24 protein-coding genes and 1 pseudogene are annotated in these 24234 nt (G+C 60.3%); 10 read left to right on the forward strand and 15 right to left on the reverse strand.

Annotation, left to right across the window (positions count from 1 at the left end; genetic code table 11):
• Positions 1 to 34: 34 nt before the first annotated feature.
• Positions 35 to 724, reverse strand: a complete 690-nt coding sequence (locus tag AC30D7_RS27580) for an MlaA family lipoprotein (RefSeq protein ID WP_490136185.1) — start codon at positions 722 to 724, stop codon at positions 35 to 37.
• A 200-nt stretch (positions 725 to 924) separates the two neighbouring features.
• On the opposite strand from AC30D7_RS27580, the gene pcrP reads away from it, so the two are divergent.
• The gene (gene pcrP / locus AC30D7_RS27585) at positions 925 to 1545 is read left to right on the forward strand and encodes an HAD superfamily inactivated hydrolase PcrP (protein WP_490136186.1); all 621 of its coding nucleotides are present in this window, start codon (positions 925 to 927) and stop codon (positions 1543 to 1545) included.
• A 109-nt stretch (positions 1546 to 1654) separates the two neighbouring features.
• The gene (locus AC30D7_RS27590) at positions 1655 to 1918 is read left to right on the forward strand and encodes a DUF4404 family protein (protein ID WP_019582089.1); all 264 of its coding nucleotides are present in this window, start codon (positions 1655 to 1657) and stop codon (positions 1916 to 1918) included.
• Positions 1919 to 2003: 85 nt separating this feature from the next.
• Here AC30D7_RS27590 and queF read toward each other — a convergent pair whose 3' ends face one another.
• Positions 2004 to 2834 (reverse strand): NADPH-dependent 7-cyano-7-deazaguanine reductase QueF, encoded by an 831-nt coding sequence (gene queF, locus AC30D7_RS27595; RefSeq protein WP_019582088.1) that lies wholly within the window; start codon positions 2832 to 2834, stop codon positions 2004 to 2006.
• Positions 2835 to 2895: 61 nt separating this feature from the next.
• Positions 2896 to 3432, reverse strand: coding sequence for a copper-resistant cuproprotein CopI (gene copI, locus AC30D7_RS27600; protein ID WP_028939699.1), 537 nt, complete (start codon positions 3430 to 3432; stop codon positions 2896 to 2898).
• A 153-nt stretch (positions 3433 to 3585) separates the two neighbouring features.
• Here copI and AC30D7_RS27605 point away from each other — a divergent pair, with 153 nt between their 5' ends.
• Complete coding sequence (locus tag AC30D7_RS27605) at positions 3586 to 4266, forward strand: heavy metal response regulator transcription factor (RefSeq protein ID WP_019582086.1); 681 nt, start codon at positions 3586 to 3588, stop codon at positions 4264 to 4266.
• Positions 4266 to 5615 (forward strand): heavy metal sensor histidine kinase, encoded by a 1350-nt coding sequence (locus tag AC30D7_RS27610; RefSeq protein ID WP_490136187.1) that lies wholly within the window; start codon positions 4266 to 4268, stop codon positions 5613 to 5615. Before AC30D7_RS27605 ends, AC30D7_RS27610 begins: the two co-directional genes overlap by 1 nt.
• A 35-nt stretch (positions 5616 to 5650) precedes the next feature.
• On the opposite strand, the gene AC30D7_RS27615 is transcribed toward AC30D7_RS27610, so the two are convergent.
• The 3 genes from AC30D7_RS27615 to AC30D7_RS27625 form a co-directional block, all read right to left on the reverse strand.
• Positions 5651 to 6895, reverse strand: a complete 1245-nt coding sequence (locus AC30D7_RS27615; protein WP_490136188.1) for a lipoprotein-releasing ABC transporter permease subunit — start codon at positions 6893 to 6895, stop codon at positions 5651 to 5653.
• Positions 6896 to 6960: 65 nt separating this feature from the next.
• The gene (gene lolD, locus AC30D7_RS27620) at positions 6961 to 7644 is read right to left on the reverse strand and encodes a lipoprotein-releasing ABC transporter ATP-binding protein LolD (RefSeq protein WP_020700644.1); all 684 of its coding nucleotides are present in this window, start codon (positions 7642 to 7644) and stop codon (positions 6961 to 6963) included.
• Positions 7645 to 7651: 7 nt separating this feature from the next.
• Complete coding sequence (locus tag AC30D7_RS27625; RefSeq protein WP_490136189.1) at positions 7652 to 8902, reverse strand: lipoprotein-releasing ABC transporter permease subunit; 1251 nt, start codon at positions 8900 to 8902, stop codon at positions 7652 to 7654.
• Positions 8903 to 8996: 94 nt separating this feature from the next.
• Here AC30D7_RS27625 and AC30D7_RS27630 point away from each other — a divergent pair, with 94 nt between their 5' ends.
• Together AC30D7_RS27630 and AC30D7_RS27635 are read left to right on the forward strand one after the other, a co-directional pair.
• Positions 8997 to 9578 carry a PilZ domain-containing protein gene (locus AC30D7_RS27630; protein ID WP_490136190.1) on the forward strand — a complete coding sequence of 194 codons (582 nt, stop codon included), beginning with the start codon at positions 8997 to 8999 and terminating at the stop codon, positions 9576 to 9578.
• Between the two features lie 13 nt (positions 9579 to 9591).
• A complete protein-coding gene (locus tag AC30D7_RS27635) occupies positions 9592 to 10314 on the forward strand; it encodes a glycerophosphodiester phosphodiesterase (RefSeq protein ID WP_490136191.1) in 723 nt (240 codons plus the stop codon).
• A 42-nt stretch (positions 10315 to 10356) separates the two neighbouring features.
• On the opposite strand, the gene sthA is transcribed toward AC30D7_RS27635, so the two are convergent.
• Together sthA and AC30D7_RS27645 are read right to left on the reverse strand one after the other, a co-directional pair.
• A complete protein-coding gene (gene sthA, locus AC30D7_RS27640) occupies positions 10357 to 11751 on the reverse strand; it encodes a Si-specific NAD(P)(+) transhydrogenase (RefSeq protein WP_007935284.1) in 1395 nt (464 codons plus the stop codon).
• 207 nt (positions 11752 to 11958) lie between these two features.
• Positions 11959 to 13008: an FAD:protein FMN transferase gene (locus AC30D7_RS27645; protein WP_490136192.1), complete on the reverse strand. Its 1050-nt coding sequence runs from the start codon at positions 13006 to 13008 to the stop codon at positions 11959 to 11961.
• A 191-nt stretch (positions 13009 to 13199) separates the two neighbouring features.
• Here AC30D7_RS27645 and AC30D7_RS27650 point away from each other — a divergent pair, with 191 nt between their 5' ends.
• Positions 13200 to 14501 carry an MFS transporter gene (locus AC30D7_RS27650; protein WP_490136193.1) on the forward strand — a complete coding sequence of 434 codons (1302 nt, stop codon included), beginning with the start codon at positions 13200 to 13202 and terminating at the stop codon, positions 14499 to 14501.
• Positions 14502 to 14688: 187 nt separating this feature from the next.
• On the opposite strand, the gene AC30D7_RS27655 is transcribed toward AC30D7_RS27650, so the two are convergent.
• From AC30D7_RS27655 to AC30D7_RS27665, 3 genes and pseudogenes are all read right to left on the reverse strand, one after another.
• The gene (locus AC30D7_RS27655) at positions 14689 to 15615 is read right to left on the reverse strand and encodes a LysR family transcriptional regulator (protein ID WP_490136205.1); all 927 of its coding nucleotides are present in this window, start codon (positions 15613 to 15615) and stop codon (positions 14689 to 14691) included.
• A gap of 28 nt (positions 15616 to 15643) precedes the next feature.
• A pseudogene (locus AC30D7_RS27660) lies at positions 15644 to 16618 on the reverse strand (quinone oxidoreductase family protein).
• 85 nt (positions 16619 to 16703) lie between these two features.
• Positions 16704 to 18125 (reverse strand): MFS transporter, encoded by a 1422-nt coding sequence (locus AC30D7_RS27665; RefSeq protein ID WP_490136206.1) that lies wholly within the window; start codon positions 18123 to 18125, stop codon positions 16704 to 16706.
• 128 nt (positions 18126 to 18253) lie between these two features.
• On the opposite strand from AC30D7_RS27665, the gene AC30D7_RS27670 reads away from it, so the two are divergent.
• Positions 18254 to 19147, forward strand: a complete 894-nt coding sequence (locus AC30D7_RS27670) for a LysR family transcriptional regulator (protein ID WP_490136194.1) — start codon at positions 18254 to 18256, stop codon at positions 19145 to 19147.
• A 7-nt stretch (positions 19148 to 19154) separates the two neighbouring features.
• Here AC30D7_RS27670 and AC30D7_RS27675 read toward each other — a convergent pair whose 3' ends face one another.
• Positions 19155 to 19337: a DUF1289 domain-containing protein gene (locus tag AC30D7_RS27675; protein WP_081626539.1), complete on the reverse strand. Its 183-nt coding sequence runs from the start codon at positions 19335 to 19337 to the stop codon at positions 19155 to 19157.
• A 3-nt stretch (positions 19338 to 19340) separates the two neighbouring features.
• The gene (locus AC30D7_RS27680) at positions 19341 to 19712 is read right to left on the reverse strand and encodes a hypothetical protein (protein ID WP_490136195.1); all 372 of its coding nucleotides are present in this window, start codon (positions 19710 to 19712) and stop codon (positions 19341 to 19343) included.
• A 365-nt stretch (positions 19713 to 20077) separates the two neighbouring features.
• Here AC30D7_RS27680 and katG point away from each other — a divergent pair, with 365 nt between their 5' ends.
• Both katG and AC30D7_RS27690 read left to right on the forward strand, forming a co-directional pair.
• Positions 20078 to 22372, forward strand: a complete 2295-nt coding sequence (gene katG / locus AC30D7_RS27685; protein WP_490136196.1) for a catalase/peroxidase HPI — start codon at positions 20078 to 20080, stop codon at positions 22370 to 22372.
• Positions 22373 to 22628: 256 nt separating this feature from the next.
• Entirely contained in the window at positions 22629 to 23060 is a 432-nt protein-coding gene (locus AC30D7_RS27690; protein WP_490136197.1) for a hypothetical protein, read from the forward strand.
• A 338-nt stretch (positions 23061 to 23398) separates the two neighbouring features.
• Here the strand turns inward: AC30D7_RS27690 and AC30D7_RS27695 are convergent, their stop codons facing one another.
• Together AC30D7_RS27695 and AC30D7_RS27700 are read right to left on the reverse strand one after the other, a co-directional pair.
• A complete protein-coding gene (locus AC30D7_RS27695; protein WP_490136198.1) occupies positions 23399 to 23728 on the reverse strand; it encodes a DHCW motif cupin fold protein in 330 nt (109 codons plus the stop codon).
• A 105-nt stretch (positions 23729 to 23833) separates the two neighbouring features.
• A complete protein-coding gene (locus AC30D7_RS27700) occupies positions 23834 to 24208 on the reverse strand; it encodes a tautomerase family protein (RefSeq protein WP_490136199.1) in 375 nt (124 codons plus the stop codon).
• Between the last annotated feature and the right edge of the window lie 26 nt (positions 24209 to 24234).

Below are 24234 nucleotides of genomic sequence, written 5' to 3' on the forward strand. Positions count from 1 at the left end.
CAAATGGCCGCCCTCTTCGTTTTACCGGTCGAGATTAAAAATCGTCTTCGACCTTACCGTCCTTGACTTTGAATTCGCGGTTTTGCAGGTATGCATTGCGAATAAAGGTGTATTTGTCGCCAGTGACCAGCTTCTCGGCTGACAACAGGCTAGCGCGAGTGTCAACGATGTTCAGGCCGTAAATCGAGTTACGCACCGGTATATCGTTGATGTAAGGGTACGGACCGGTATAACCGTCGACATACTTGGAAGGCGCATCACGCAGGGTGCTTGGGCCCAGCAGCGGCAGCATCACGTACGGACCGCTGCCCACACCCCAGTAACCGAGGGTCTGGCCAAAGTCTTCGTCATTGCGGTGCAGGCCCATTTTGGTGCCCACATCGAAGAAGCCCAGTAAACCGAAGGTGGTGTTGAAGATCAAACGCGCGGTGTCGACACCAGCCGCGGCGGGCTTGGCCTGCAACACGTCGTTGGCAAGGTTGGTCACATCACCGACGTTGCGGAACATGTTGTGGATGCCGTCTTCCAGGAACTGCGGTGTAACGAACTGGTAGCCCTGAGCCAACGGCTTCAGCGCGTAGGTATCGACAAAGTCGTTGAACTTGTAGATCGGGCGGTTGATGCTTTCCCAAGGATCTTCTTCCGTGGCAGCCTGGGCTGCGAACGGAACCAGCAACACGCTGGCACACATACAAAGCTGAGCGAGTCGATTGCTCCAGCGCATAGAGAAACTCCTTGGATTGTACTGACGCGGGCGCTTGGCCCAGCCGCAAAGACCGTTAGTATATGACGGAAAACCCGGTTTAGGCAGCATCGCGCACGATGGTCCACGAACGACGCCTCCTGACGGCGAGCGATTCACATCCGTGTCACTCAATTGTCACCGTCCATGAATAGCCTTGTCGCTATTTCAAGGACGTTTCCATGCCGCATGCTGAAGTCTTGCCCCTTGCCGCACCGAACCTGACCGCCGTGCTGTTCGGCCTCAGTGGTTGCCTGGTGGATTTCGGCGCGCGCACGCGCCTGCACGGCGCCGTTTCTGCCGAACACGCCGAGGTCACGCCTGGCGCCCTGGAGAGCCTGTCCAGCTTGCAGCGCCAACGGATTCCCTGCGCCTGGATTGATGAACTCCCCCCCGCCCTCAGCCATTCCCTGGCCGTCGCACTTCCGGCCTGGATCAAATCTTTGCAACACTCTGAAACAATCAATCCATGGCCGGCCCCGAATGCCTGCTGGCAAGCCTTGATGGCGCTGAATGTCGAGCGCCTGGACGGTTGCGTGCTGGTCAGCGGCGAGCCGCGACTGCTGCAATCGGGCCTGAACGCCGGGCTGTGGACCATCGGCCTGGCGTCGTGCGGCTCGTTATGCGGGCTCGCGCCGAACGAATGGCAAGCCTTGAGCCAGAAGGAACGGGAACACTTGCGCGGCAAGGCGACGGTGCAGTTGTTCGGCCTGGGCGTGCATTCGGTGATCGATCATCTGGGCGAGCTCGATACCTGCCTGGCCGATATCAGCCTGCGTCGGCTCAAAGGCGAAAAGCCCTGACTGAGATCATGCAGGTTGCCCGGGAGTGGATTAATCTAAAGGTCAGCCATAGACCTTTGGCACGCCGCTGCGGTCTATGCCAGTGCCTATCGAGAAAAGGAAGAACGCCATGCCCGCCCGCGAACTGCAAGATCAGCTCAATAAACTGCGCGAGCAATTGGAACAGAATCCGCCACTGACCGAAGCCGAGCGCGAAGACCTGCACGCGCTGATGCAACAGATCCAACTGGAGCTTGAGCTGGAAACCAAAACCCAGGACACCAACCTCGCCGACAGTGTGAACCTGGCAGTCGATCGCTTCGAAGTCGAACATCCCGCCCTTGCCGGCACCTTGCGTAACATCATGCAAGCCTTGGTCAGCATGGGGATCTGAACCCGTCAGATGCAAAAAAGCCCCGCTATTGATAGCGGGGCTTTTTCATTTCCGGGATTTGCAAATGCAATCCCGCACTGGCTCTTTATTGTCGGACCAAGCGATGGTTCGGCAGTTGCACCTCTTCGGTGCTGCGATACGGGTTGATGTCCAATCCACCACGACGCACATACCGCGCGTACACCGTCAATTTCTCCGGCTTTAGCAACCGCTGCAGGTCGAGGAAAATCCGCTCCACGCACTGCTCATGGAAGTCCGAGTGCTGGCGGAAGCTCACGATGTATTCCAGCAAACTCGCGTGATCCAGCGCCGCGCCACGATATTCCACCACCACGCTGCCCCAGTCCGGCTGACTCGTGACCGGGCAGTTGGATTTGAGCAAATGGCTGTGCACGCACTCTTCAACGATGCGCGACTCATCGCAACGCAGCAGTTCCGGACGCGGATGCTCATAGTTGCTGACACTGATGTCCAGGTCATCGATGCACACGCCCGGCAACGCCACGACGCCTTCCGCCTCTACCTCTTTCAGGCTGCGAACCCGCACGCCCACCGGTTTGCCGGCAGCGACCGAGAGATCTTTCACCAGCGTCGCTTCAAGGCTGGCGGTGTCGGCAAATGGCGTTTGGTTCAGCGAGTTGAGGTACAGCTTGAACGACTTCGACTCGATGATGTTCGGCGAATCCGCCGGGATGCTGAATTCGCCGATCGCCACCACAGGCTTGCCGGACGGCAACAGCCACGACAGCTCGAAGCAGTTCCAGAAGTCCACCCCCTTGTACGGCAGGGTTTGCGCGGTCAGGCCCAGCTCGGCCCATTTCGCTGTGCGCGGGATCGGGAACAGCAAGGACGGCGTGTAGGTGGCGATGTATTCGCTGGATTTGCCCAGCGGCGAATGTTCGGCTGCGGGATGCATGGCGGAAACCTGACTGAAGAATCAGCGGATTCTACCAGCCTTTGCTCCCGCCTTTGAGTGCTTACTGACTGACTGTCAGTTTGCCGACCATGCCGGCCTGGTAATGGCCGGGAATGTTGCAGGCAAATTCCAGGTTAGTGGCCTTGGTGAAGGTCCAGGTCAGCTCGGCGGTTTTACCCGGCTCCACCAACACACTATTGGGGTCGTCATGCTTCATGCCGTGATCCATGGCGCCATGATCCATTCCGGCCATGGAACCGTGGTCCATGGCCTTCATGCCTGTAGGCATCAGCATGCCGCTTTGCTGCATCTGGAGCATTTCCTGCTGATGCCTGGCATGCATCTGTGCATCGCCGAGGTTGAATTCATGCAGCAACTGTCCTTTATTCACCAGTACGAGACGCACGGTTTCCCCGGCCTTGATATCGATGGTCTTGGGGCTGAAGGTCATATCGCCCATCACCACTTCAACGCTGCGGGTGGCCTGGGCGGCCGAGGCTGGTCGACCGAAATCGTAGGTCTGCGCCGGTGAGGCTTCCAGCCCTAAACTCAGAGTCAGCAAACAAGCGGCCAGTGCCAGACGCTTTTGCAAAAACATAGTCGTACTCCAACAAGATGAGGTTCAGCTTGTGGGAAACTCTACCAGCCGGCTCTGCCAGCTACCTGACAGGCAGATTACAACTTTGTCAGATTGGCCAGCTTCCTCGCCGCCCACGGTATAACGCACCTGTTCCAACTACCCGAGTCGCCCATGAAACTGCTGATCGTCGAAGACCAACCGAAAACCGGCCAATACCTGCGCCAGGGCCTGACCGAGGCCGGGTTCAATACCGAACTGGTGACCGACGGCACCACCGGCCAGCAGCTGGCCTTGAGTGGCGATTACGCCTTGTTGATTCTCGATGTGATGCTGCCCGGACGCGATGGCTGGCAGATTTTGCAAGCGGTGCGCGGTGCAGGCCTGGACACGCCGGTACTGTTTCTGACCGCACGAGACGCGGTGGAGGACCGAGTCCACGGCCTGGAACTGGGCGCCGACGACTACCTGGTCAAACCTTTCGCCTTCTCCGAACTGCTGGCCCGGGTTCGTAGCCTGCTGCGTCGCGGCAGCGCCACGCCTCAGGAAACCAGCCTGCAACTGGCCGATTTGCGCCTGGACCTGATCCGTCGACGGGTCGAGCGTAACGGTCAGCGCATCGACCTGACCGCCAAGGAATTCGCCCTGCTGGAAATGCTCCTGCGGCGCCAGGGCGAAGTTCTGCCCAAGTCGCTGATCGCGTCCCAGGTGTGGGACATGAATTTCGACAGCGACACCAACGTCATCGAAGTGGCGATCCGCCGGTTGCGCCTGAAGATCGATGACGATTTCCCGAACAAGTTGATTCACACCGTGCGCGGCATGGGTTACGTCCTTGAAGAGCGCCCCGCCTGATGCGCCGGCTTTCATTAAGCAACCGCCTGGCACTGCTGTTTGCCGCCTGTACTGCGGTGGTGTCGTTGTTCGCCGGGGTGTTGTTCAGCCGCGCCAGCGAGGCGCACTTTGTCGAGTTGGACCAGCAGTTGCTGGATGACAAACTGATTGGTTTACGCCGGGCGCTGGATGACATTCAGGCCGGCGACGCCGAGGCCAGGCTGGCCGATGAATTGAGCCGACAGGCCGATCTTTCGCTGCGCATCATTAGCAGTGACGGCCAACGCATGTACGACAGCTCGCCCAGCGTGCCCAAAGATTTGCCGCGCAAGCGTGGCCTGTCGACAGTGAGCGACGACGGCACCGATTACCGCGTCCTGAATGCGCCGCTGTTCCTCGACAAACCCGACTCACCGCAACTGACCTTGTTGCTGGACATCACCCATCACCAACACTTTCTGCAGCGCATGCAACACCTGATCTGGCTGACGGTTGGCCTCTCGGCCCTGGCCACTGCCCTGCTCGGTGCCTGGGCGGCGCGCAGTGGTTTGCGTCCGTTGCTGCGTATGAGTGCGGTCGCCAGCGGCGTGTCGGCGCAATCACTCAACGCCCGTCTGCCGGAAGCAGACATGCCGCCGGAACTCGCGGAAATGGCCCACAGCTTCAACGCCATGCTCGGACGCCTCGATGACTCTTTTCAGCGGCTCTCGGCCTTCTCCGCCGACATCGCCCATGAACTGCGCACACCACTGTCGAACCTGCTGACTCACACCCAAGTCACCCTCACCCGCCCTCGCCCCCTTGAGGATTACCGCGAGGCGCTGCACAGCAACCTCGAAGAACTGCAATGGATGGCGCAACTGGTCAACGACATGTTGTACCTGGCCAAGGCTGACCACGGCTTGCTGATGCCCAAGCGCGAACCGCTGGACCTGGCGGAAGAAGCGGATGTGCTGCTGGAGTTTTTCGCGCCACTGGCCGAGGACGCCCGGGTGAAGTTGAGTCGTGACGGCCACGCGCGTATGCAGGGCGATCGCAGCATGTTGCGCCGGGCACTGTCCAATTTGCTGGACAATGCGTTGCGGTTTACCCCGGCCGGTGGTGAGGTGCGGGTAAAGATCGTCGAGCAACCGGCAGGCTTGAGCCTGACCGTTGAAAACAGTGGTGAAGGGATTTCAGAAGACTTGTTGCCGCGGTTGTTTGACCGTTTCTACCGGGCAGACCCCGCGCGCCGCGAAGGCAGCAGTGAGCATGCGGGATTGGGGCTGGCGATCACCCAGTCGATCATCCGCGCCCATGGCGGGCAGATTCGCTGCGAATCGGCTCAGGGGTGGACGCGGTTCATAATGGAGTTGCCAAGAAAGGACTGAGGCCAGCAGGACTGGCCCCTTCGCGGTCTAACGGACTACGAATACCGCAACGCAGTAGCCGGCTCGACTTTCGCCGCCCGCCACGCCGGATATACCGTCGCCAGAAAGCTCATGATGAAACCGGCGGAACAGATCAACAACACATCCGCGCCCTGCAATTCGGACGGCAAGTTGCTGACGAAATACACATCGGAACTGAAGATGTGCTGCCCGCTGACCCGTTCCATCCAACCCACCAGTTCACTGACGTTCAACGCCGCGATCACGCCCAGCACACCACCGATCAAGGTGCCGACAATCCCGATCACCGTGCCCTGCACCATGAAGATCGCCATGATCTGCCGGGGTGTGGCGCCGATGGTGCGCAGGATCGCGATGTCCGCGCCCTTGTCGTTCACCACCATGATCAGGGTGGCGATGATGTTGAACGCCGCCACGGCGACGATCATCAGCAACAGCAGGCCGATCATGGTTTTTTCCATCTTCATCGCGCTGAACAGACTGCCCTGGGTGTGGGTCCAGTCGTCAGCCTTGTAGGCGGCGCCCAGGCCCGTTGCGATGTCGCTGGATACTTGCGGCGCTGCATACAGATCCTTCAACGCCAGGCGCACACTCTGCACCTGATTCGGCTGCCAGTGCTGCATTTGCGCGGCATCGGCCATGTGGATCAGCGCCATCGAACCGTCCAGTTCAGCACCAACCTTGAACACGCCCACCACGTTCAACCGCTGCATACGCGGGGTGATGCCGCCCGGTGCATTGCTGACTTCCGGCACGATCAGGGTGATCTTGTCGCCGACGTTCAAGCGAAAGCGCCGCGCGGTGATCTCGCCGATCACCACGCCGAATTCTCCCGGCTTCAAGGCGTCGAGACGCCCCTGAACAATGTGCTTGGCAACGATCGAGACCTTGCTTTCCAGCGCCGGATCGACCCCGCTGACCTGGATCGGCTGCATGGTGCCCTTGTAGGACAGCATGCCTTCCATCTCGGTGAATGGCACGGCGGCGGTGACTTCAGGATTCTTCATCGCCGCGGCGGCCACCGGCTGCCAATCGTCGATAGGGTTCACGCCGACGATGGTCGCGTGGGGCACCATGCCGAGGATGCGCGAGCTCATTTCGCGCTGGAAGCCGTTCATCACCGACAGCACCACGATCATCGCCAGCACGCCCAGGGCGAGGCCGATCATCGAGGTCATCGAGATGAAGGAAACAAAGCGATTGCGGCGCTTGGCGCGGGTATAGCGCGTGCCGATAAAGATCGATAACGGTCTGAACATTCGCTGGGGCACCGTATAAAAATAAAAGACCCGACACACTGTTCAGTGTGCCGGGTTTCGGCCAATCAGATGGGGGTCAGGTAACCTTCCTGCAAATGCAGGACGCGATCCATCTGGCGAGCCAGGTTCATGTCGTGGGTCACTACCAGGAACGCCGTGCGCATCGAGGTGCTGAGTTCCAGCATCAAATCCTGAATGCCCTGGGCGGTGTGGGAGTCGAGGTTGCCGGTCGGCTCGTCGAGCATCACCAGGCCTGGCTTGTTCACCAGGGCGCGGGCAATGGCCACACGCTGGCGTTCGCCACCGGACAATTCCGCCGGTTTGTGCTCCAGGCGATGGCCCAGCCCTACCCGCTCCAGCAACGCCGTCGCACGCTGACGCGCTTCCGGGATCGCGGTCTTGCCGATCAGCAGCGGCATGCAGACGTTTTCCAGCGCGGTGAACTCAGGCAGCAAGTGGTGGAACTGGTAAACGAAACCCAGCGACCGGTTGCGCAACAGGCCACGGGCCTTTTCGTTCAGCGCCGAGAGCTCTTCACCGGCCAGCCAGACGCTGCCCTTGGTCGGCGTATCGAGGCCGCCCAGCAGGTTGAGCAAGGTGCTTTTGCCCGAACCCGACGTACCGACGATCGCCACGCGCTCACCCGGATGCAGTTCCAGTTGCAGACCGGCCAGAACCTCTACCGATTCCGGGCCTTCCACGTAGGATTTGCCCAGGTTGCGGCAGCTCAAGATTGCTTTATCACTCATGCCCGACTCACTCATAACGTAGCGCCTCCGCAGGCTGGGTGCGCGCGGCACGCCAGGCTGGATACAGGGTGGCGAGGAAACTCAGGACCAACGCGGCGGCGCAGACCATCAATACGTCCTGGCTCTGCACTTGCGACGGCAGGTAATCGATGAAATACACGTCGGCGTTCAGGAATTTGTGGCCGATCAACCCTTCGAGGGCCGAGATCGCGGCGCTGACGTTCAGCGCGGCGAAGATCCCCACCACGGCGCCGATCAGCGTACCGACCACACCAATGACCGTGCCCTGGACCATGAACGTCGCCATGATCGAGCCCGGCGTGGCGCCCAGGGTACGCAGGATCGCGATGTCGCCCTTCTTGTCGTTCACCACCATCACCAGCGTGGAAATGATGTTGAACGCAGCAACGGCGACGATCAGCAGCAACAGCAGGCCGATCATGGCTTTTTCCATGCGGATTGCCTGATACAGATTGCCGTGGGTACGAGTCCAGTCGCGGGCGTAGTAACGGTCTTCGCCGAGCTGCTGGGCGATGGTCCACGCGGTGCGCGGCGCCTGGAACAGGTCGTCGAACTTCAGTCGCAAGCCCTGGACCTGATCCGGTTGCCAGCGGTGCAACCTGGCCAGATCCTGCAGATTGGTCAGGCCCAGATAGCCGTCCAGCTCACCGGCGCCGACATGGAAGATGCCGACCACGGTAAAGCGTTTCATGCGCGGGAACATCCCGGCCGGCGTCACAGTGACTTCCGGCGCGACAAACGTCAGCTTGTCGCCAACCGCCGCGCCGAGCTTGGCTGCCGCCTTGTCGCCGATGACGATGCCGAAACTGCCCGGCGCCAGGTCGTCGAGTTTGCCCTGCCGCATGAAGTTATCAATGATCGACACCTGCCGTTCCTGCACAGGGTCGATGGCATTGAGCAGCACTTTGGAGACCTTGCCGTTGTTGGTCAGCAGGCCCTGCATCTGGACGAAGGGCGCAACCGCCGCCACCTGCGGGTTCTGCTTGACCTTGGCGGCCAGGCTTTGCCAGTCGCTGATCGGCTCGCCGGACTCGATGGTCGCGTGGGGCACCATGCCCAGCACACGGGTGCGCATCTCATGATCGAAGCCGTTCATGACCGATAACACAACGATCATCACGACCACGCCGAGGGCGAGTCCGATCATCGAGGTCAGGGAAATGAATGACACAAAATGATTGCGACGTTTTGCACGGGTATAACGCGTGCCGATAAATACGAAGAGAGGTCTGAACATGTCGGGGCTTGTTCGGAGGGAAAAGGAACGTCCTTGTGGCGGGGGTCGATAACCAGCTTTACACTCAGACCACCGCCGCTACCATGGGTTCGCCATGTCGACATTAGATGAAGAAGATCGCCGCGAATACTACCGTATCGAGGACACGATCGCACTGGAAATTCGGCCCCTGTCTGCTCCCGAAGCAGCAGGCCAGGAAGTGTTGCAGGATGCTTCCCCGCTTTTCAACCTGCTCAGCGAACTGCACCTGAGCGAATTCGAGTCGCAACACCTGTTGCGCCAGATCAACGAACGCGACCGGACCATCGCCGCATTCCTGAAATCACAGAACAAACGCATCGATCTGCTCAGCCAGGTGGTCGCCCTGACCGTGCTCGGACAGATCGGCGAGCCGCAGCCGGTGATCATCTCCGAAGGCGGTATCGACTTTCAGCATCCGACGTCCATTGCCGTCGGCGCGCACCTTTCGGTCAAGCTGGTGCTGATGCCACAAGCCCTCGGCCTGTTGCTGCGGGCACGCGTCACCCATTGCGACCGCAAGGGCGACGGCTACGACGTCGGCACCGAGTTCGAATACCTGTCCGATGCCCAGCGACAACTGCTGGCCCGCTACATCTTGCAGCGACAGGCACAAGAACGACGCCTGGCGCGCGAACAAAACGAAACCGGCCATTAATTAAGGAAGAACCGTGACTCTCATCTACGGCCATCGCGGCGCCAAAGGCGAAGCACCGGAAAACACCCTGACCAGCTTTCAGCAATGCCTCAACCACGGCGTGCGCCGCTGCGAACTGGACCTGCACCTGTCCAAGGACGGCGAGTTGATGGTCATCCACGACCCGACCCTCAAACGCACCACCGACCGCCGCGGCAAAGTGGCCGAACACACGGCTGCGGAACTGGTGACCTACGACGCGCGTAAGGGTGGCCCAGGCTGGATCAAACCTTGCCCGATACCAACGCTGGAAGAATTGTTCGAAAAATGCGATTTCGAGCACTGGCAGCTGGAAGTCAAAAGCGCCTCACGCACCCGCGCCGCGACCACCGTGCTGGCAATTCGCGAAATGGCCCAGCGTTTCGGCATACGGGACAAGGTCACGATTACCTCGAGTTCACGCGAAGTGTTGAAAGCAGCGCTGGACCTAGTGCCGGACGTGTCTCGCGGACTGGTGGCCGAATACGCCTGGCTCGACCCGTTGAAGGTCGCGCAAAACTATGGCTGTGAGATGCTGGCGCTGAACTGGACCCTGTGCACGCCGGAACGCCTGCAGAAGGCGCAGCGTCAGGGGCTGCATGTGTCGGTGTGGACAGTCAACGAGCCTGCGCTGATGCGCAGGCTCGCCGACTTCGGCGTTGACAGCCTGATTACAGACTTTCCCGGTTTGGCCACCGCCACGCTCGAGAATTGCTGAAATCGGTCTCCCCGGCCGGCTCAGGCCACCGGCCGGAGCCGCTCAAAAAAGCCGGTTGAGGCCATCGTACGCCGCTACCCGATAGGCTTCGGCCATGGTCGGGTAGTTGAACGTCGTGTTGACGAAGTACTTCAGGGTGTTCTGCTCGCCCGGCTGGTTCATGATCGCCTGACCGATGTGCACGATCTCCGACGCCTGATAACCGAAGCAGTGGACGCCCAGCACTTCCAGCGTCTCGCGGTGGAACAGGATCTTCAGCATGCCCTGAGGCTCGCCGGCGATCTGCGCACGCGCCATGCTCTTGAAGAATGCCTTGCCCACTTCGTACGGCACCTTGGCCTGAGTTAGCTCCTGCTCGTTCTTGCCGATCGAGCTGATCTCCGGAATGGTGTAGATGCCGGTCGGCACGTCGTTGACGAAGCGCCAGCTGCCGTTGTCGACGATGCTGCCAGCAGCCGAACGGCCCTGGTCGTGGGCGGCACTGGCCAGGCTTGGCCAGCCGATCACATCACCGGCGCCATAAATGTTTGGCACGCAGGTGCGGTAGTTCTCGTCGACTTCGATCTGGCCACGGCTGTTGACCTTCACACCGATGTTTTCCAGACCCAGCTGATCGGTGTTGCCGGTACGGCCGTTGCACCAGAGCAACGCGTCGGCCTTGATCTTCTTGCCGGACTTGAGGTGCAGGATCACGCCGTTGTCCACGCCTTCGACGCGGTCGTAGTCTTCGTTGTGGCGAACCGTGATGTTGTTGTTGCTGAAGTGGTAGCTCAGGGCCTGGGAAATTTCCGAGTCGAGGAAGCTCAGCAACTGACCACGGTTGTCCACCAGCTCAACCAATACACCCAGACCACTGAAGATCGAGGCGTATTCGCAACCGATCACGCCGGCGCCGTAAACAATGAGTTTACGCGGGGTGTGGCCGAGGCTGAGGATGGTGTCGCTATCGTAGATACGCGGGTGATGGAAATCGATGTCCGCCGGGCGATAAGGACGCGAGCCGGTGGCGATGATGATGTGCTTGGCCACCAGTTTTTCAACCACGCCGTTGGCGCAGACGACTTCGATGGTTTGCTCGTCGGCGAAGCTGCCGGTGCCGAAGAACACGTCGACGCGGTTACGGGCGTAGTAGCCGGTGCGCGAGGCGACTTGTTTGGAGATGACTTTTTCAGCGCTTTTCAATACGTCCGGGAACGAGAACCAGCGCGGCTCACCAATGGCCCGGAACATCGGGTTGGTGTTGAACTGCATGATCTGCCGGACCGAGTGACGCAAGGCCTTGGACGGGATGGTGCCCAGGTGGGTGCAGTTGCCGCCGACCTGGCGGCGGCTATCGACCATCGCCACCTTGCGCCCTGCCTTGGCGGCGTTCATTGCCGCGCCTTCTCCCGCCGGGCCGGAACCCAACACCACCACATCGTAGTTGTAGACAGCCATGCGTACTCCTCAGAACAGGCCGCGACACCCTCGGCGCCTGCGGCTAAATCACGCCGGTCTGCGGCGTGAAGGAACAATTTGGGGCCAGTGCAGAACCCGGACACAGTCTATAGAAGCGTCAACGCCGCGCACATTAACCCTTGGTCGCGTCGTAGGCTAGTTTTGCCTGCACTACAAAGCCATCGAAAAATGCTTTTGATCCCGCAATCACTCGGTTTTCTCACCGGCCAGGTGCTCAAAAGCCTGATTGGTGCGTGTGACAAAACCTGTATCGGCACGAATCACAAAGAATGCAGCAATGTCATGCGTTTGGGCATAGTCCCAACCCCGTTCAGGGCCAAGAATCAGCAACAGCGTCGATAAGCCATCGGCCATCAACGCTGAAGGATGAATCACCGTGACTGACGCCAGGGTGTGTAGGACCGGTGTTCCGGTGCGGGCATCGAAGGTGTGGGAATAGCGTCGGCCACCCTGCTCGAAATAGTTACGGTAGTCACCGGAGGTGGACACACCGTAGCCGTCGACGGCGATGACACGCTCGGCCACTTGCTGATCATCGCGGGGTTCTTCCAGGGCGATGCGCCACGGTGAGCCGTCGAGTTTTTTGCCGACGGCCTTGAGTTCGCCAGTAGCTTCAGCGAGGTAGTCGTGGATGCCCAGCGCTTCGAGTCTGGCGGCAATCGTGTCGACCGCGTAACCGGCAGCGATGCTGTTGAAGCCGACCTCGACCGCGGCATCCTTGCACAACTGGTCACCGTCAATGCGCAAGTGACGGTGGCCGACGCGCTGCTGCACCTCGGCCAGCGCTTCGGCGCTCGGAACCTTTTCCTCACGCGCCTGCGGACCAAATCCCCAGAGGTTGAGCAGCGGCTCCACCGTCAGGTCGTAGGCGCCGTCGCTTTGGGATGACAACTGTTCGCCCACACGGATCAATTCAAGGATCGGCGCGGGCATTTTCTGACAGTGGTTGGCGGGCAAATTATTGAAGCGCTCGATGTCCGAGTCGCTGCGATAGGTCGAGAATTGTCGATCCACTTCGGCGAGGATATTTTCCACTTCGGCCTGCACCGCTTTCGGCCCGGGCATGGAGGGATGCCTTACGTATTGAATGGAATAACGGCTGCCCATGGTCGGGCCGTCGAAGCGTTCCAGGCTGTCGCCGTTGCCGCAACCGAACAAAACACCGGCCAGCACCACAAGTCCACTCCAGCGTCCAGTTAACAATTCTTCATCTCCCCTCAAAACCGCGCCCGCCATTATGGGCTCTAGAGCGCATGGGAGCGAGGTCTGCCTCATCTGCCTGTCAGGCGCAGAACCTGTGGGAGCCTGCTCGCGATAGCGGTGTGTCAGCCAACATCAATGCTGATTGACCCCGCGCCATCGCGAGCAGGCTCGCTCCCACAGGTACAGCGTTTTCAAACAAGAATCAGCAGCGTGAGTACCTACACATGCCTTCCAATACGAGCAACGGCAAAGCAATTTTTCGCGTTGTCAGCGGTAACTTTCTCGAGATGTTCGACTTCATGGTCTACGGCTTTTACGCCACGGCCATTGCCAAAACCTTCTTTCCTGCCGATAGCGCTTTTGCTTCCCTGATGCTGTCTCTGGCCACTTTCGGGGCCGGTTTCCTGATGCGTCCGCTGGGGGCGATTTTCCTCGGGGCCTACATCGACCGCCACGGCCGCCGCAAAGGCCTGATCATCACTCTGGCGATGATGGCCGCCGGCACGGTATTGATTGCCGGGGTGCCGGGTTATGCCACGCTGGGCGTCGCGGCGCCGCTGATCGTATTGTTCGGCCGTCTGTTGCAAGGCTTCTCCGCTGGCGTGGAACTGGGCGGTGTGTCGGTGTACCTCGCCGAAATCTCCACACCGGGCCGCAAAGGTTTCTTCGTCAGTTGGCAGTCCGCCAGCCAGCAAGCCGCGGTGGTATTCGCCGGCCTGCTCGGCGTGGGTTTGAACCACTGGCTGAGCCCCGACCAAATGGGTGATTGGGGCTGGCGCGTGCCGTTCCTGATCGGCTGCATGATCGTGCCGGCGATCTTCGTGATCCGCCGTTCGCTGGAAGAGACCCCGGAATTCCAGGCACGCAAACACCGCCCTACCCTGCGGGACATCGTCCGCTCGATCGGTCAGAACTTCGGCATCGTCCTCGCCGGCATGGCGCTGGTGGTGATGACCACGGTGTCGTTCTACCTGATCACCGCCTACACCCCGACCTTCGGCAAAGCCGAGCTGCACCTGTCGGATCTGGATGCGTTGCTGGTGACGGTATGCATCGGCCTGTCGAACTTCTTCTGGTTGCCGGTGATGGGCGCGTTTTCCGACAAGATCGGCCGCAAACCCCTGCTGCTGGGCGCGACGATTCTGGCGATCCTCACAGCATATCCGGCGCTGTCGTGGCTGGTGGCGAACCCCAGCTTCAGCCATTTGCTCATTGTCGAATTGTGGTTGTCGTTCCTGTATGGCTCGTACAACGGCGCCATGGTGGTGGCCCTGACCGAGATCATGCCGGTGGAAGTGCGTACGACCGGTTTCTCCCTGGCCTATAGCCTGGCGACCGCAACGTTCGGTGGTTTCACCCCGGCGGCCTGTACGTACCTGATCCATGTGCTGGACAACAAGGCAGCACCGGGGATCTGGCTCAGTGGCGCGGCGGTGTTGGGGTTGATCGCGACGCTGGTGTTGTTCCGTGGCAATCGGCACGCGTTGCGCACGGCGCAAGCGGCGGTCATCAGAGGCGCTCACTAAAAGCAACGCTGAGAGGTCGTAATGCAATCTGTAGCAGCTGCCGAAGGCTGCGTTCGGCTGCGAAGCAGTCGTAAATCAGAAATTGCAGTACGTCAGGCAGACCGCATTTGCCGGACTCACGCCTGCTTCGCAGTCGTACGCAGCCTTCGGCAGCTGCTACACGGAATGCGTCGTTGCACAGAGGCCGTCACACGGCATGCAGCCAAGGCGGCCCCTCTGCGAATCGGGTCTCAAGCCATGTCTTGAATGCCGTGAGCGTCGCCGGTGTGAAGGCGGCGGACGCTCGCACCAGATAAATCCCGCCCTGGGCATCCAGATCCCACTCCGGCAGAACGCGCACCAACTGGCCGTTGGCGATCTCCCGGCTCATCAGCCACTCGCCGGCGCCCAGGATACCAACGCCGGCCTTGGCCGCAGCGAGCAACGCTTCGCCGTCGTTCGAGGTCAAGGTTCCCTGCGTGATGACCTTCTCGTGTCGATCACCCTTCGACAAGCGCCACTCAGGGAACGCCGCCAGGCCGGTAAAGCCCAGGCAATTGTGATCGGTCAGTTGTTTCGGGGTGGTCGGTAAACCGCGCTGTTCAATATAAGCCGGTGAGGCGCAGAGGATGCGGCGATGATCGCTGAGCTTCTTCGCCACCAGGCGGTTGTCGTTCAATTCGCCGATACGAATCGCCGCGTCGAATCCTTCGGCAATGATGTCGACGACGCGATCGCTGTAATCCACCTCGACGGAAACCTGCGGATGAGCCGCCAGAAATTCCGGCAACATCGACGCCAGCCACAGACGCCCCATCGCTGCCGGAAAAGCCAGGCGCAAGACGCCGCGTACTTGCGCAGCGCCGAGTGACGCTTCCTGTTCGGCCTCGATGATCAACCCGGTGGCAGAACGCAGGCGTTCGACGAGGCGATTGCCGGCATCGGTCAACCGCACCTGTCGTGTCGTACGCTCCATCAGCCGCACGCCCAAACGCTTTTCCATGGCCGCCAGCCGCTTTGAAATCACCGTCGGATGACGTTGCAGCAGGCGCCCGGCACCCACGAATGAATGCGCCGAAGCAACCGCAAGCAACGCGGCAATTTCATCGATGTGGCGGCTGTCCAGTGGATTCACAAAACGCTCTTCTTTCAGGTTCAGGCGATCAAGGTCTGAGGACAATCGATCCGCGAGATTGGCCACCTTGCAGATCGGCATGGGCCTTGGCTACATCGGCCAATGCATAACGGCCCCAGATACCGGGCTTGATTATGCCCGCCTCGACTGCGGCCAGTACATCATCGGCCCGCTGCCGGTATTCAGTGATATCCGCGGTATGCGCGCCCAGTGAAGGACGGGTCAGGAACAACGAGCCCTTGGCATTGAGCGTGGCCAGTTCGACCGCCGTCGGCGCCCCAGACGATGCGCCGAAAGACACCATCAACCCACGCGGTCGCAGGCAGTCGAGCGACGCCTCGAACGACACGCGCCCGATGGGATCGTAGACCACATCGGCTTTCTTGCCGTCGGTGATCTTCGCGACATCCGCGGCGAGTGTCTGGGCGTTGAACACCAGCACCGCATCGCAACCCAGCGCCTTGGCCATCTCGACACTCTCGGCCCGGGACACAATGCCGATGACAAAAGCCCCCAGGTGTTTGGCTCACCTCGCCATGATTTGCCCGAGACCGCCCGCTACCCCATACAGAACCATGACGGTGCCGGGGCCGACCGGATAAGTCGTCTTGAGCAGGTACTGCGCGGTAATGCCTTTGAACAACACTGCGGCGGCTTCTTCAGCGGTCAACGCGTCGGGAATCGGCACCAGCCGCTCGGCCGGATACAGTCGCGCACTGGCGTAAGCGCCAACAGGCCCCGTGGCGTACGCCACCCGGTCGCCCACCTTGACGTTGCTCACCCCCGCGCCGATGGCGGCAACCCGCCCCGCCCCTTCAAGGCCCAGCCCCGACGGCAATGGCAGCGGTACGGCGCCGTTGCGCTGGGTCACATCAAGGAAGTTGACGCCAATCGCCTCCTGCTCCAGCCAGACTTCACCCGGCCCCGGCTCACGCGCCGTCGCCTGCTCGATGTTCATCACCTCAGGTGCGCCGGTGTGTACGATACGAACGACAGAAACCATTGCCTGACTCCTTCATGTCAGCGCAGCCCGTCTGCGCGATGTGCGGGGGAGTATCGGTATTCGATTTCCAGCGAACAATATAGCTCTATTGCAGTTCATTGCTGCACACAGTGCAGCAGTCCGAAACCCTCGGCAACAGGGCCACAGCAAGGGCCAGGAGAATCAGTGCCGCGGCGACGGCAAACGTTATCCGCATGCCGCTGGCGACGGCTGCGGGAGACGCGCTGGTGATGTCTGTCGTCGCCGAAGCAAGCGCAAACACCGCGCCCATCACCGAAGCTCCAGTGATCAGGCCGAGATTGCGTGACAGGCTGAGCATGCCGGAAATCACGCCGCGCTGGTCCGGGCGGATGTCGGTCATGATCGCGGTGTTGTTGGCCGCCTGAAACAACGCGTAGCTGGCCGTGATCACCGCGATGGGCGCGAGGTAACCGAGGAGGCCGAACCCCGCTGGCATCATTGATAAAGCACTCGCGCCGAGCGCCATTGTCGCGAGCCCGAGACGGGTCATGCGCCGAGTGCCAAAACGGTCCACCAGGCGACCGGCCGGCACGCCGGTCAATGCAGCCACCAACGGTCCGACCGACAAGGCGAAACCGACAAGTGCCGTGCCGAGGCCAAGCGCACCCGAGAGATAAAACGGCCCAACCACCAGCGTCGCCATCATCACCGTCGAAACGAGCGCGCTCATGGCCAGGCTGGCGCTCAATCCCTGTTGGCGGAACAGCGCTAATGTGATCAATGGCGATGCGACTGTGGCCTCGACGAAGATGAAAAGCCCAACGCCGAAAACAGCCGCCAGCAGCAGCGCGATATTGAGCGGTCCAAAATCACCGTGCCCGATCGTCATGGCCAGCGCGTACGCTGCGAGCGTCAGCGCCAGCAGCAACGTGCCGGCCTTGTCGAACCCCACTCGCCCCGCTTTCACTCGCTGAACATCCGCCGGCAAATAGCGATACGCGAGCCAGATATTCAGCACACCCAACGGTATGTTGATCAGAAAAATCGCCTGCCAGCCAACGCCGGCAATCAACATCCCACCGAGCGATGGCCCCAGCGTGGTGCCGATCGCCGACATCGTTCCGAGCAACCCCATGGCGCTGCCGGTCTGCGCTTTCGGCACCGTCTCACCGACAAAGGCCACGGTCAGCGCCAGCATGATCGCCGCCCCAAGCCCCTGCACCGCCCGGGCGCCGACCAGCCAACCAAGCGACGGCGCGACACCGCAGGCCAGCGATGACAGGGTAAAAATGGCGATGCCCACCAGTAGCAAACGCCGACGGCCGAGCATGTCGCCAAGCCGTCCGACGCTAACGATCAGCGTGGTGATCGCCAGCAGATACGCCAGCACAATCCACTGCACGTGTTGGAAGGAAGCATCGAACGCCTCGGCCAACGTCGGCAATCCCGCATTGGCGATGCTGGTGTCGAGTGAAGGCATCAACATCGACAGCGAAAGGCTCGCAAGCGCCCAGCGCACCGAACCTGATTGAGTGATGGGTTTCATTGTCTGGCCACGTCTGAAAGGTAGAGCAGCAGCGTATGCTCGCGCGTGACAAGGCGGAAGGCGCAGCATTTGCACTTGATAGATGCGTTTGACGCCATGCCAGCCCCGCGCCGTGCTAACGTTGTGGCATGACCACTCCCGATCTCAATCTGCTGATTACCCTGGACGTGCTGCTCGCCGAAGGCAGCGTCGCCCGCGCCGCCCAACGACTGCGGCTGAGCCCGTCGGCCATGAGCCGGGCGTTGGCGCGGTTGCGTGAAACGACGGGCGACCCACTACTGGTCCGGGCCGGACGCGGTCTGGTGCCGACGCCCCGAGCGCTCGAATTGCGCGAACACGTCAGTCGATTGGTACAAGACGCCGAAGCGGTTTTGCGCCCCGCCGAACAGCTCGACCTCAAGCAACTGGTTCGAACATTCACGCTGCGCACCAGTGACGGCTTCGTCGAAAACTTCGGCCCGGCGCTGATCGCCCGCGCCGGTGAGCAAGCCCCCGGCGTGCGTTTGCACTTCGTGCAGAAGCTGAGCAAGGACAGCGCCGCACTTCGCGACGGCTCGGTCGATCTGGAAACCGGTGTGGTTGGCGGCACGACCAGCCCGGAAGTGCGCACCCGGGCATTGTTCGAGGATCGTTTCGTGGGCGTCGTTCGCACGGGGCATTCGCTGAGCGAGGGCGAGATCACTGCCTCCCGTTACGCCGCTGGCCGGCACATCCTGGTCTCACGGCGCGGGCTCGATAAGGGGCCGATGGATGAAGCGTTGGAGGCGCTGGGACTGCAGCGGGAAATCATCACCGTCGTCGGCGGTTTCTCAGCCGCCCTGGCACTGGCTCGCGCCTCGGACCTGATCGCCACCGTGCCTGCCCGACACACCCAAAACCTGCGCACCGGCCTGCACAGTTTCGAGCTGCCGTTCGAGCTGCCGCCGATCACCATTTCGATGCTCTGGCATCCACGGATGGATGCCGATTCGGCGCATCGGTGGTTGCGTGAATGTGTTCGAGAGGTTTGTGCGCGGCCCTGAGGAACCCTCAACCCTTCCTTTTCTGAAGCCCCTTCAACCGCACACTCGCCCGCTGCGCCGCCGCCATTTTTTCCGGGCGCTTCATGCGTTTCCACTTTCTGATGTCGTCCTTGGTGCGACCACAACTGACACACAGTTCACCACTGAGCTGGCAAACGGAAATACACGGATTTTCGATATCCTTGGCCACGTTTCAACCCCGCGTCGAGCGCTTGGGCGCCAGGCGTTGCTGCCAGTTGCCGCCATTGGCACGCTGACATTGTTCTTCAGAATCGAACTGCACATGGGCCGCGACCGGGCTGACGAGAACGTCCGCTTCATTTAATGCTACGGCCGTCAGTTCGACCATGCGCTCGCTCTGCCCGCTCGCCAGCGCCTGATCCTTACGGGCCTGCGTATCGAAGACCCAGATCACCCGCAGGCTGGATGGAAAGGCGTCGTAATCGATTTCGTGGGTCAACCAGCAAAACCCGACTATTTCCGCTTTGGCTGTTTCGCACGCCTCGGTCAGAGTGGCGACCAGGCGACGTTCGATGTGTGCCTGATCGCGTTTGCTTAAAGACATCGGGTGGATCCTTGGGTGGCGGTCAACGAAAAAGGCCCAGCATACCTTTTGATCGGCTCCATCTCGAAGGCTCAGATAAAAGACTATCCCTATCACCTCCCAATACTCCCCCTATTAGCTGACTGCTTTATAGGCGTCTACCCTTACTGGAGCGCTGGCGTCAGCCGGCCGGTTGAGACCTGAGAAGAGATACGAATGAGTCAGAAAACGTACTAGGCTTGCCGTGGGCCACCGTGCTGGCAACTCGATTGCCGCTATCCGGATTTCCCGTGTGACCACGACGATCAATTGATCGCACGGCTGCAGCCTATGTCATTGATTTCGCTCGTCGCTATTGCGTGCCCAACCCCGGGCCGGATAGCCGGATGAACACGACCAAAGGTAGCGCACACATGGCAAATGAATCGAAATGCCCGTTCAAACACGCCGCCGCTGGCGGTGGCACGACGAACCGCGATTGGTGGCCGAACCAACTGAATCTTAGGATCCTGCACCAGCACTCGCCCCTGTCCGACCCCATGGACGAGGGCTTCAACTATGCCGAAGCGTTCAAGAAACTGGACTTTGCAGCGGTCAAGCAAGACCTGCATGCACTGATGACTGATTCGCAAGACTGGTGGCCTGCGGACTTCGGTCACTATGGCCCACTGTTTATTCGCATGGCCTGGCACGCCGCCGGCACGTACCGCGTCGGTGACGGTCGTGGCGGTGCCGGCTCCGGTCAGCAGCGCTTCGCCCCGCTCAACAGCTGGCCGGACAACGTCAGCCTCGACAAGGCGCGCCGGCTGCTTTGGCCGATCAAGCAAAAGTATGGCAACAACATCTCCTGGGCTGACCTGATCGTCCTCACCGGCAACGTTGCGCTGGAGTCCATGGGCTTCAAGACCTTTGGTTTTTCCGGCGGTCGGCCAGACGTCTGGGAACCGGATGAAGACGTCTACTGGGGCACCGAAAACAAGTGGCTGGGCGGTGACGTCCGCTACGGCAAAGACAAAGAAGCCATGCAAGAACCCGGCGAAGGCCCACTCGTTGCCGAGCCGGGGGAAAATGAGGAGAGCCGTACCGAAGGCGGACGCAACCTGGAGAACCCGCTCGCCGCCGTGCAAATGGGTCTGATCTACGTCAACCCCGAAGGCCCGGAAGGCAACCCGGACCCCGTCGCTGCGGCGATAGACATCCGCGAAACCTTCGGGCGCATGGCAATGAACGACGAAGAAACCGTGGCGCTGATCGCTGGCGGCCACGCTTTCGGCAAAACCCACGGCGCCGGCCCTGCCGACAACGTCGGTCCCGAGCCCGAAGCCGCGGGGCTTGAACAACAGGGCCTGGGCTGGAAGAGCACTTTCGGCAGCGGCAAAGGCGGTGACACCATCACCAGCGGCCTGGAAGTGACCTGGACCACCACGCCCACGAAGTGGAGCAACAACTACCTGGAAAACCTGTTCGGCTTCGAGTGGGAACTGACCAAGAGCCCGGCGGGTGCCAACCAGTGGACGGCGAAAGGTGGTGCCGGCGCGGGCATCATTCCCGATGCTCACGACCCGTCCAAGCGGCGTAATCCGACCATGCTGACCACGGACCTGTCACTGCGATTCGACCCGATCTATGAGCCGATTTCGCGGCGTTTCCTCGCCAATCCGGATCAGTTGGCCGACGCCTTCGCCCGCGCCTGGTTCAAACTGATCCACCGCGACATGGGCCCCGTCTCCCGCTACCTCGGCCCGGAAATGCCCGACGAAGTACTCCTGTGGCAAGACCCGATCCCGCCGGTCGACCATGCCTTGGTCAACGACAGCGACATCGCCGCACTCAAGGGCAAGCTCCTGGCCAGCGGCCTGACCGTCTCGCAACTGGTATCGACCGCCTGGGCAGCGGCCTCCACCTTCCGCGGCTCCGACAAACGCGGCGGCGCCAACGGCGGCCGCCTGCGCCTGGCCCCGCAGAAATCCTGGCAGGCCAACCAGCCTGAACAACTGGCGAGTGTGTTGGCGAAACTCGAAAGCATCCAGAACGAGTTCAACAGCGCGCAAACCGGCGGCAAGAAAATCTCCCTGGCCGACCTGATCGTGCTGGCCGGTTGTGCCGGCGTCGAACAAGCGGCAAAAAATGCCGGCCAGACCATCACGGTGCCTTTCACACCGGGACGCATGGACGCCTCGCAAGAGCAAACGGACGTTGAATCCTTCGGCTACCTCGAACCCGCCGCCGATGGCTTCCGCAACTACCTCAAAACCCGCTATCGCGTACCGGCCGAGGCACTGCTGATCGACAAGGCACAGCTGCTGACCCTCACCGCGCCGGAAATGACCGTGCTCATTGGTGGCCTGCGCGTGCTGAACACCAACGTCGGCCAAACCCAACACGGCATGTTCACGAAGCAACCGGGAGCGTTGACCAACGACTTCTTCAAAAACCTGCTCGACATGGGCGTGGAATGGAAACCGGTGTCGCAGGCCAATGAAGAGTTCGAGGGACGCGACCGCAAAACCGGCGATCTCAAATGGACAGGGACGCGTGTTGATCTGGTGTTTGGCTCGAATGCACAGCTGAGGGCGTTGGCTGAGGTTTATGCCAGCAACGACGCGAAGGAGAAGTTTGTGAACGACTTCGTGGCGGCCTGGGTCAAGGTGATGAATCTGGACCGGTTTGACCTGAGGTGATGCCGGCACTCAATCCAGTGTGAAAAAAGCCCACTGACCGTTACTGGTTCAGTGGGCTTTTTATGGCTTGGCCCTCAGGTTCAATCCCAAGTGGAACCAAAGCACTAGCGACAAAGGTTTTTCCCAACTAGGGTTCTCTGTGTGATTGCGATTAAACCACCTAATCGCAGTGGTGCATCACCGACGTGGCGAACCGAAGGAGCCAGATCAATTGATGAGGTCTTTGTGTGTCGCGGTCGCATTCGTAGCGCCCATCGTGTTGTCCACCACGGTCACTGCTGAAGTACTTGCGCATAAGACAGCGCTCGCTTTTGTTGCTCAAACCCATGTGGGTGACAGCCTGCCAACACTGGCACTGTTGGCGGCAAAGAAGACGCAAACCTATGCGATGCTCATCGAAAAATTAGGGAGTGAAAAAGCACACAGTGCCGTATCGAGCGAAATTGACGCGCTACTTCCGCAGTACCAGCCGAAATGGAATCAAAATCTTGCTGCGGCTTATGAGAAGTCTTTTACTGAAGAAGAGCTGTCGTCACTCGCTGCTGAAGGCCAGGCATCAAAATACGCTGGCAAAGTGCTGGAGCGGCGAACTGAAATCGGCAGAGACATGCAGTCCAGCTCAACCCCGATACTGATTTCCCTTGTATCCGAGGCGCTTAAGGCGGCTTATTCCAAGCATATGCCTTGAAGCGGTCTTGATTCGCCTCTGCAGCAGCTTGCCCTAAGAAAACCAACGCCTCCCTGTGTGGAGGCGTTGTGCTTTTTACTGATCGCAGGACGAGACTAAACGGGAGAGATCGTGGCAAGCGCGCCGATCAAAATGGTCAACACCAGAAATCCACCCAGGAAAATTGCCATCTTGCCCATGGGGCCTCCTACGTTATGAGTTTGCGGTGCAGCGGTTACCGCCACTGCTGGCCGTGCTGTCATTGTGAGCCGCAGGCTGATCCCATTACAGATGCAGATAGCCCAGAAAAATACGGATCAGATTCAAAATGCTGCGATCTTTTAATCTGGCCCTACGCATCAATCCACAATGAACAACTTCGCACCACTGGAGGTGAACGACCGATGCCCCTCAGCATCGTTGCCCACCTGATAGCTCATTCCAGCAGTCAGCGTGAACTGGCGGCCGTCTTCCAGTTCTGTGTGTAATTCGCCTTCCAGGCACAACAGGATATGACCTCTCCAGCACCAGTGATCGGCCAGATATCCGGAACTGTATTCAACCATCCGCACACGTATCGAACCAAACTGGCAGGTCCGCCAATAGGCCATGCCCGTCTGGCCGGCGTGCTCGACCGGTTCGATCTTCGACCAATCGGTAGTCCCAAAGGGGATGGCGGTAAGGTCCATTATTGCCTCATCAACTTGAAGTGAATACGGACCCTATCAATCGGGCCACGCTGCCGATAGACACAGATAGCCCGCATTTACGGAATACAGACTTGTGAGCAAAAGCTAGTTGCCCCGCCCGCCACCAAACGACCACTCATCTGCCGCGGTCGTGGTAATCACCACCATCACGTCCTCAGAATCGATGCCCGGCGCTCGGCCCAGTCTCTCGACCAGGTTGCGATAGAAGCGCTGTTTCGTCTCGATGTCTCGAGGGCGACCGGCAGTAATCGCGATTAGCACAAAGTCATGGCTGCGCGGGCCGCCCAAGTAGCCAGGATCAAATATCAGTTCACCCGTTTCATGTTGGTGAATGACCTGGAACCGGTCGGCCATCGGCACTTCGAAGCTTTCTACCAAGGCGTCGTGCAGCCCTTGTGAAAGGGCCTGTAAATACTCGGCAGACTTTCCCCGGTGCAGTGAAATACGTGCAAATGGCATAAGTGCCTACTCCTGAAAAACCAACT

The sequence above is a fragment of the Pseudomonas sp. DF5 genome (genome assembly GCF_058148225.1).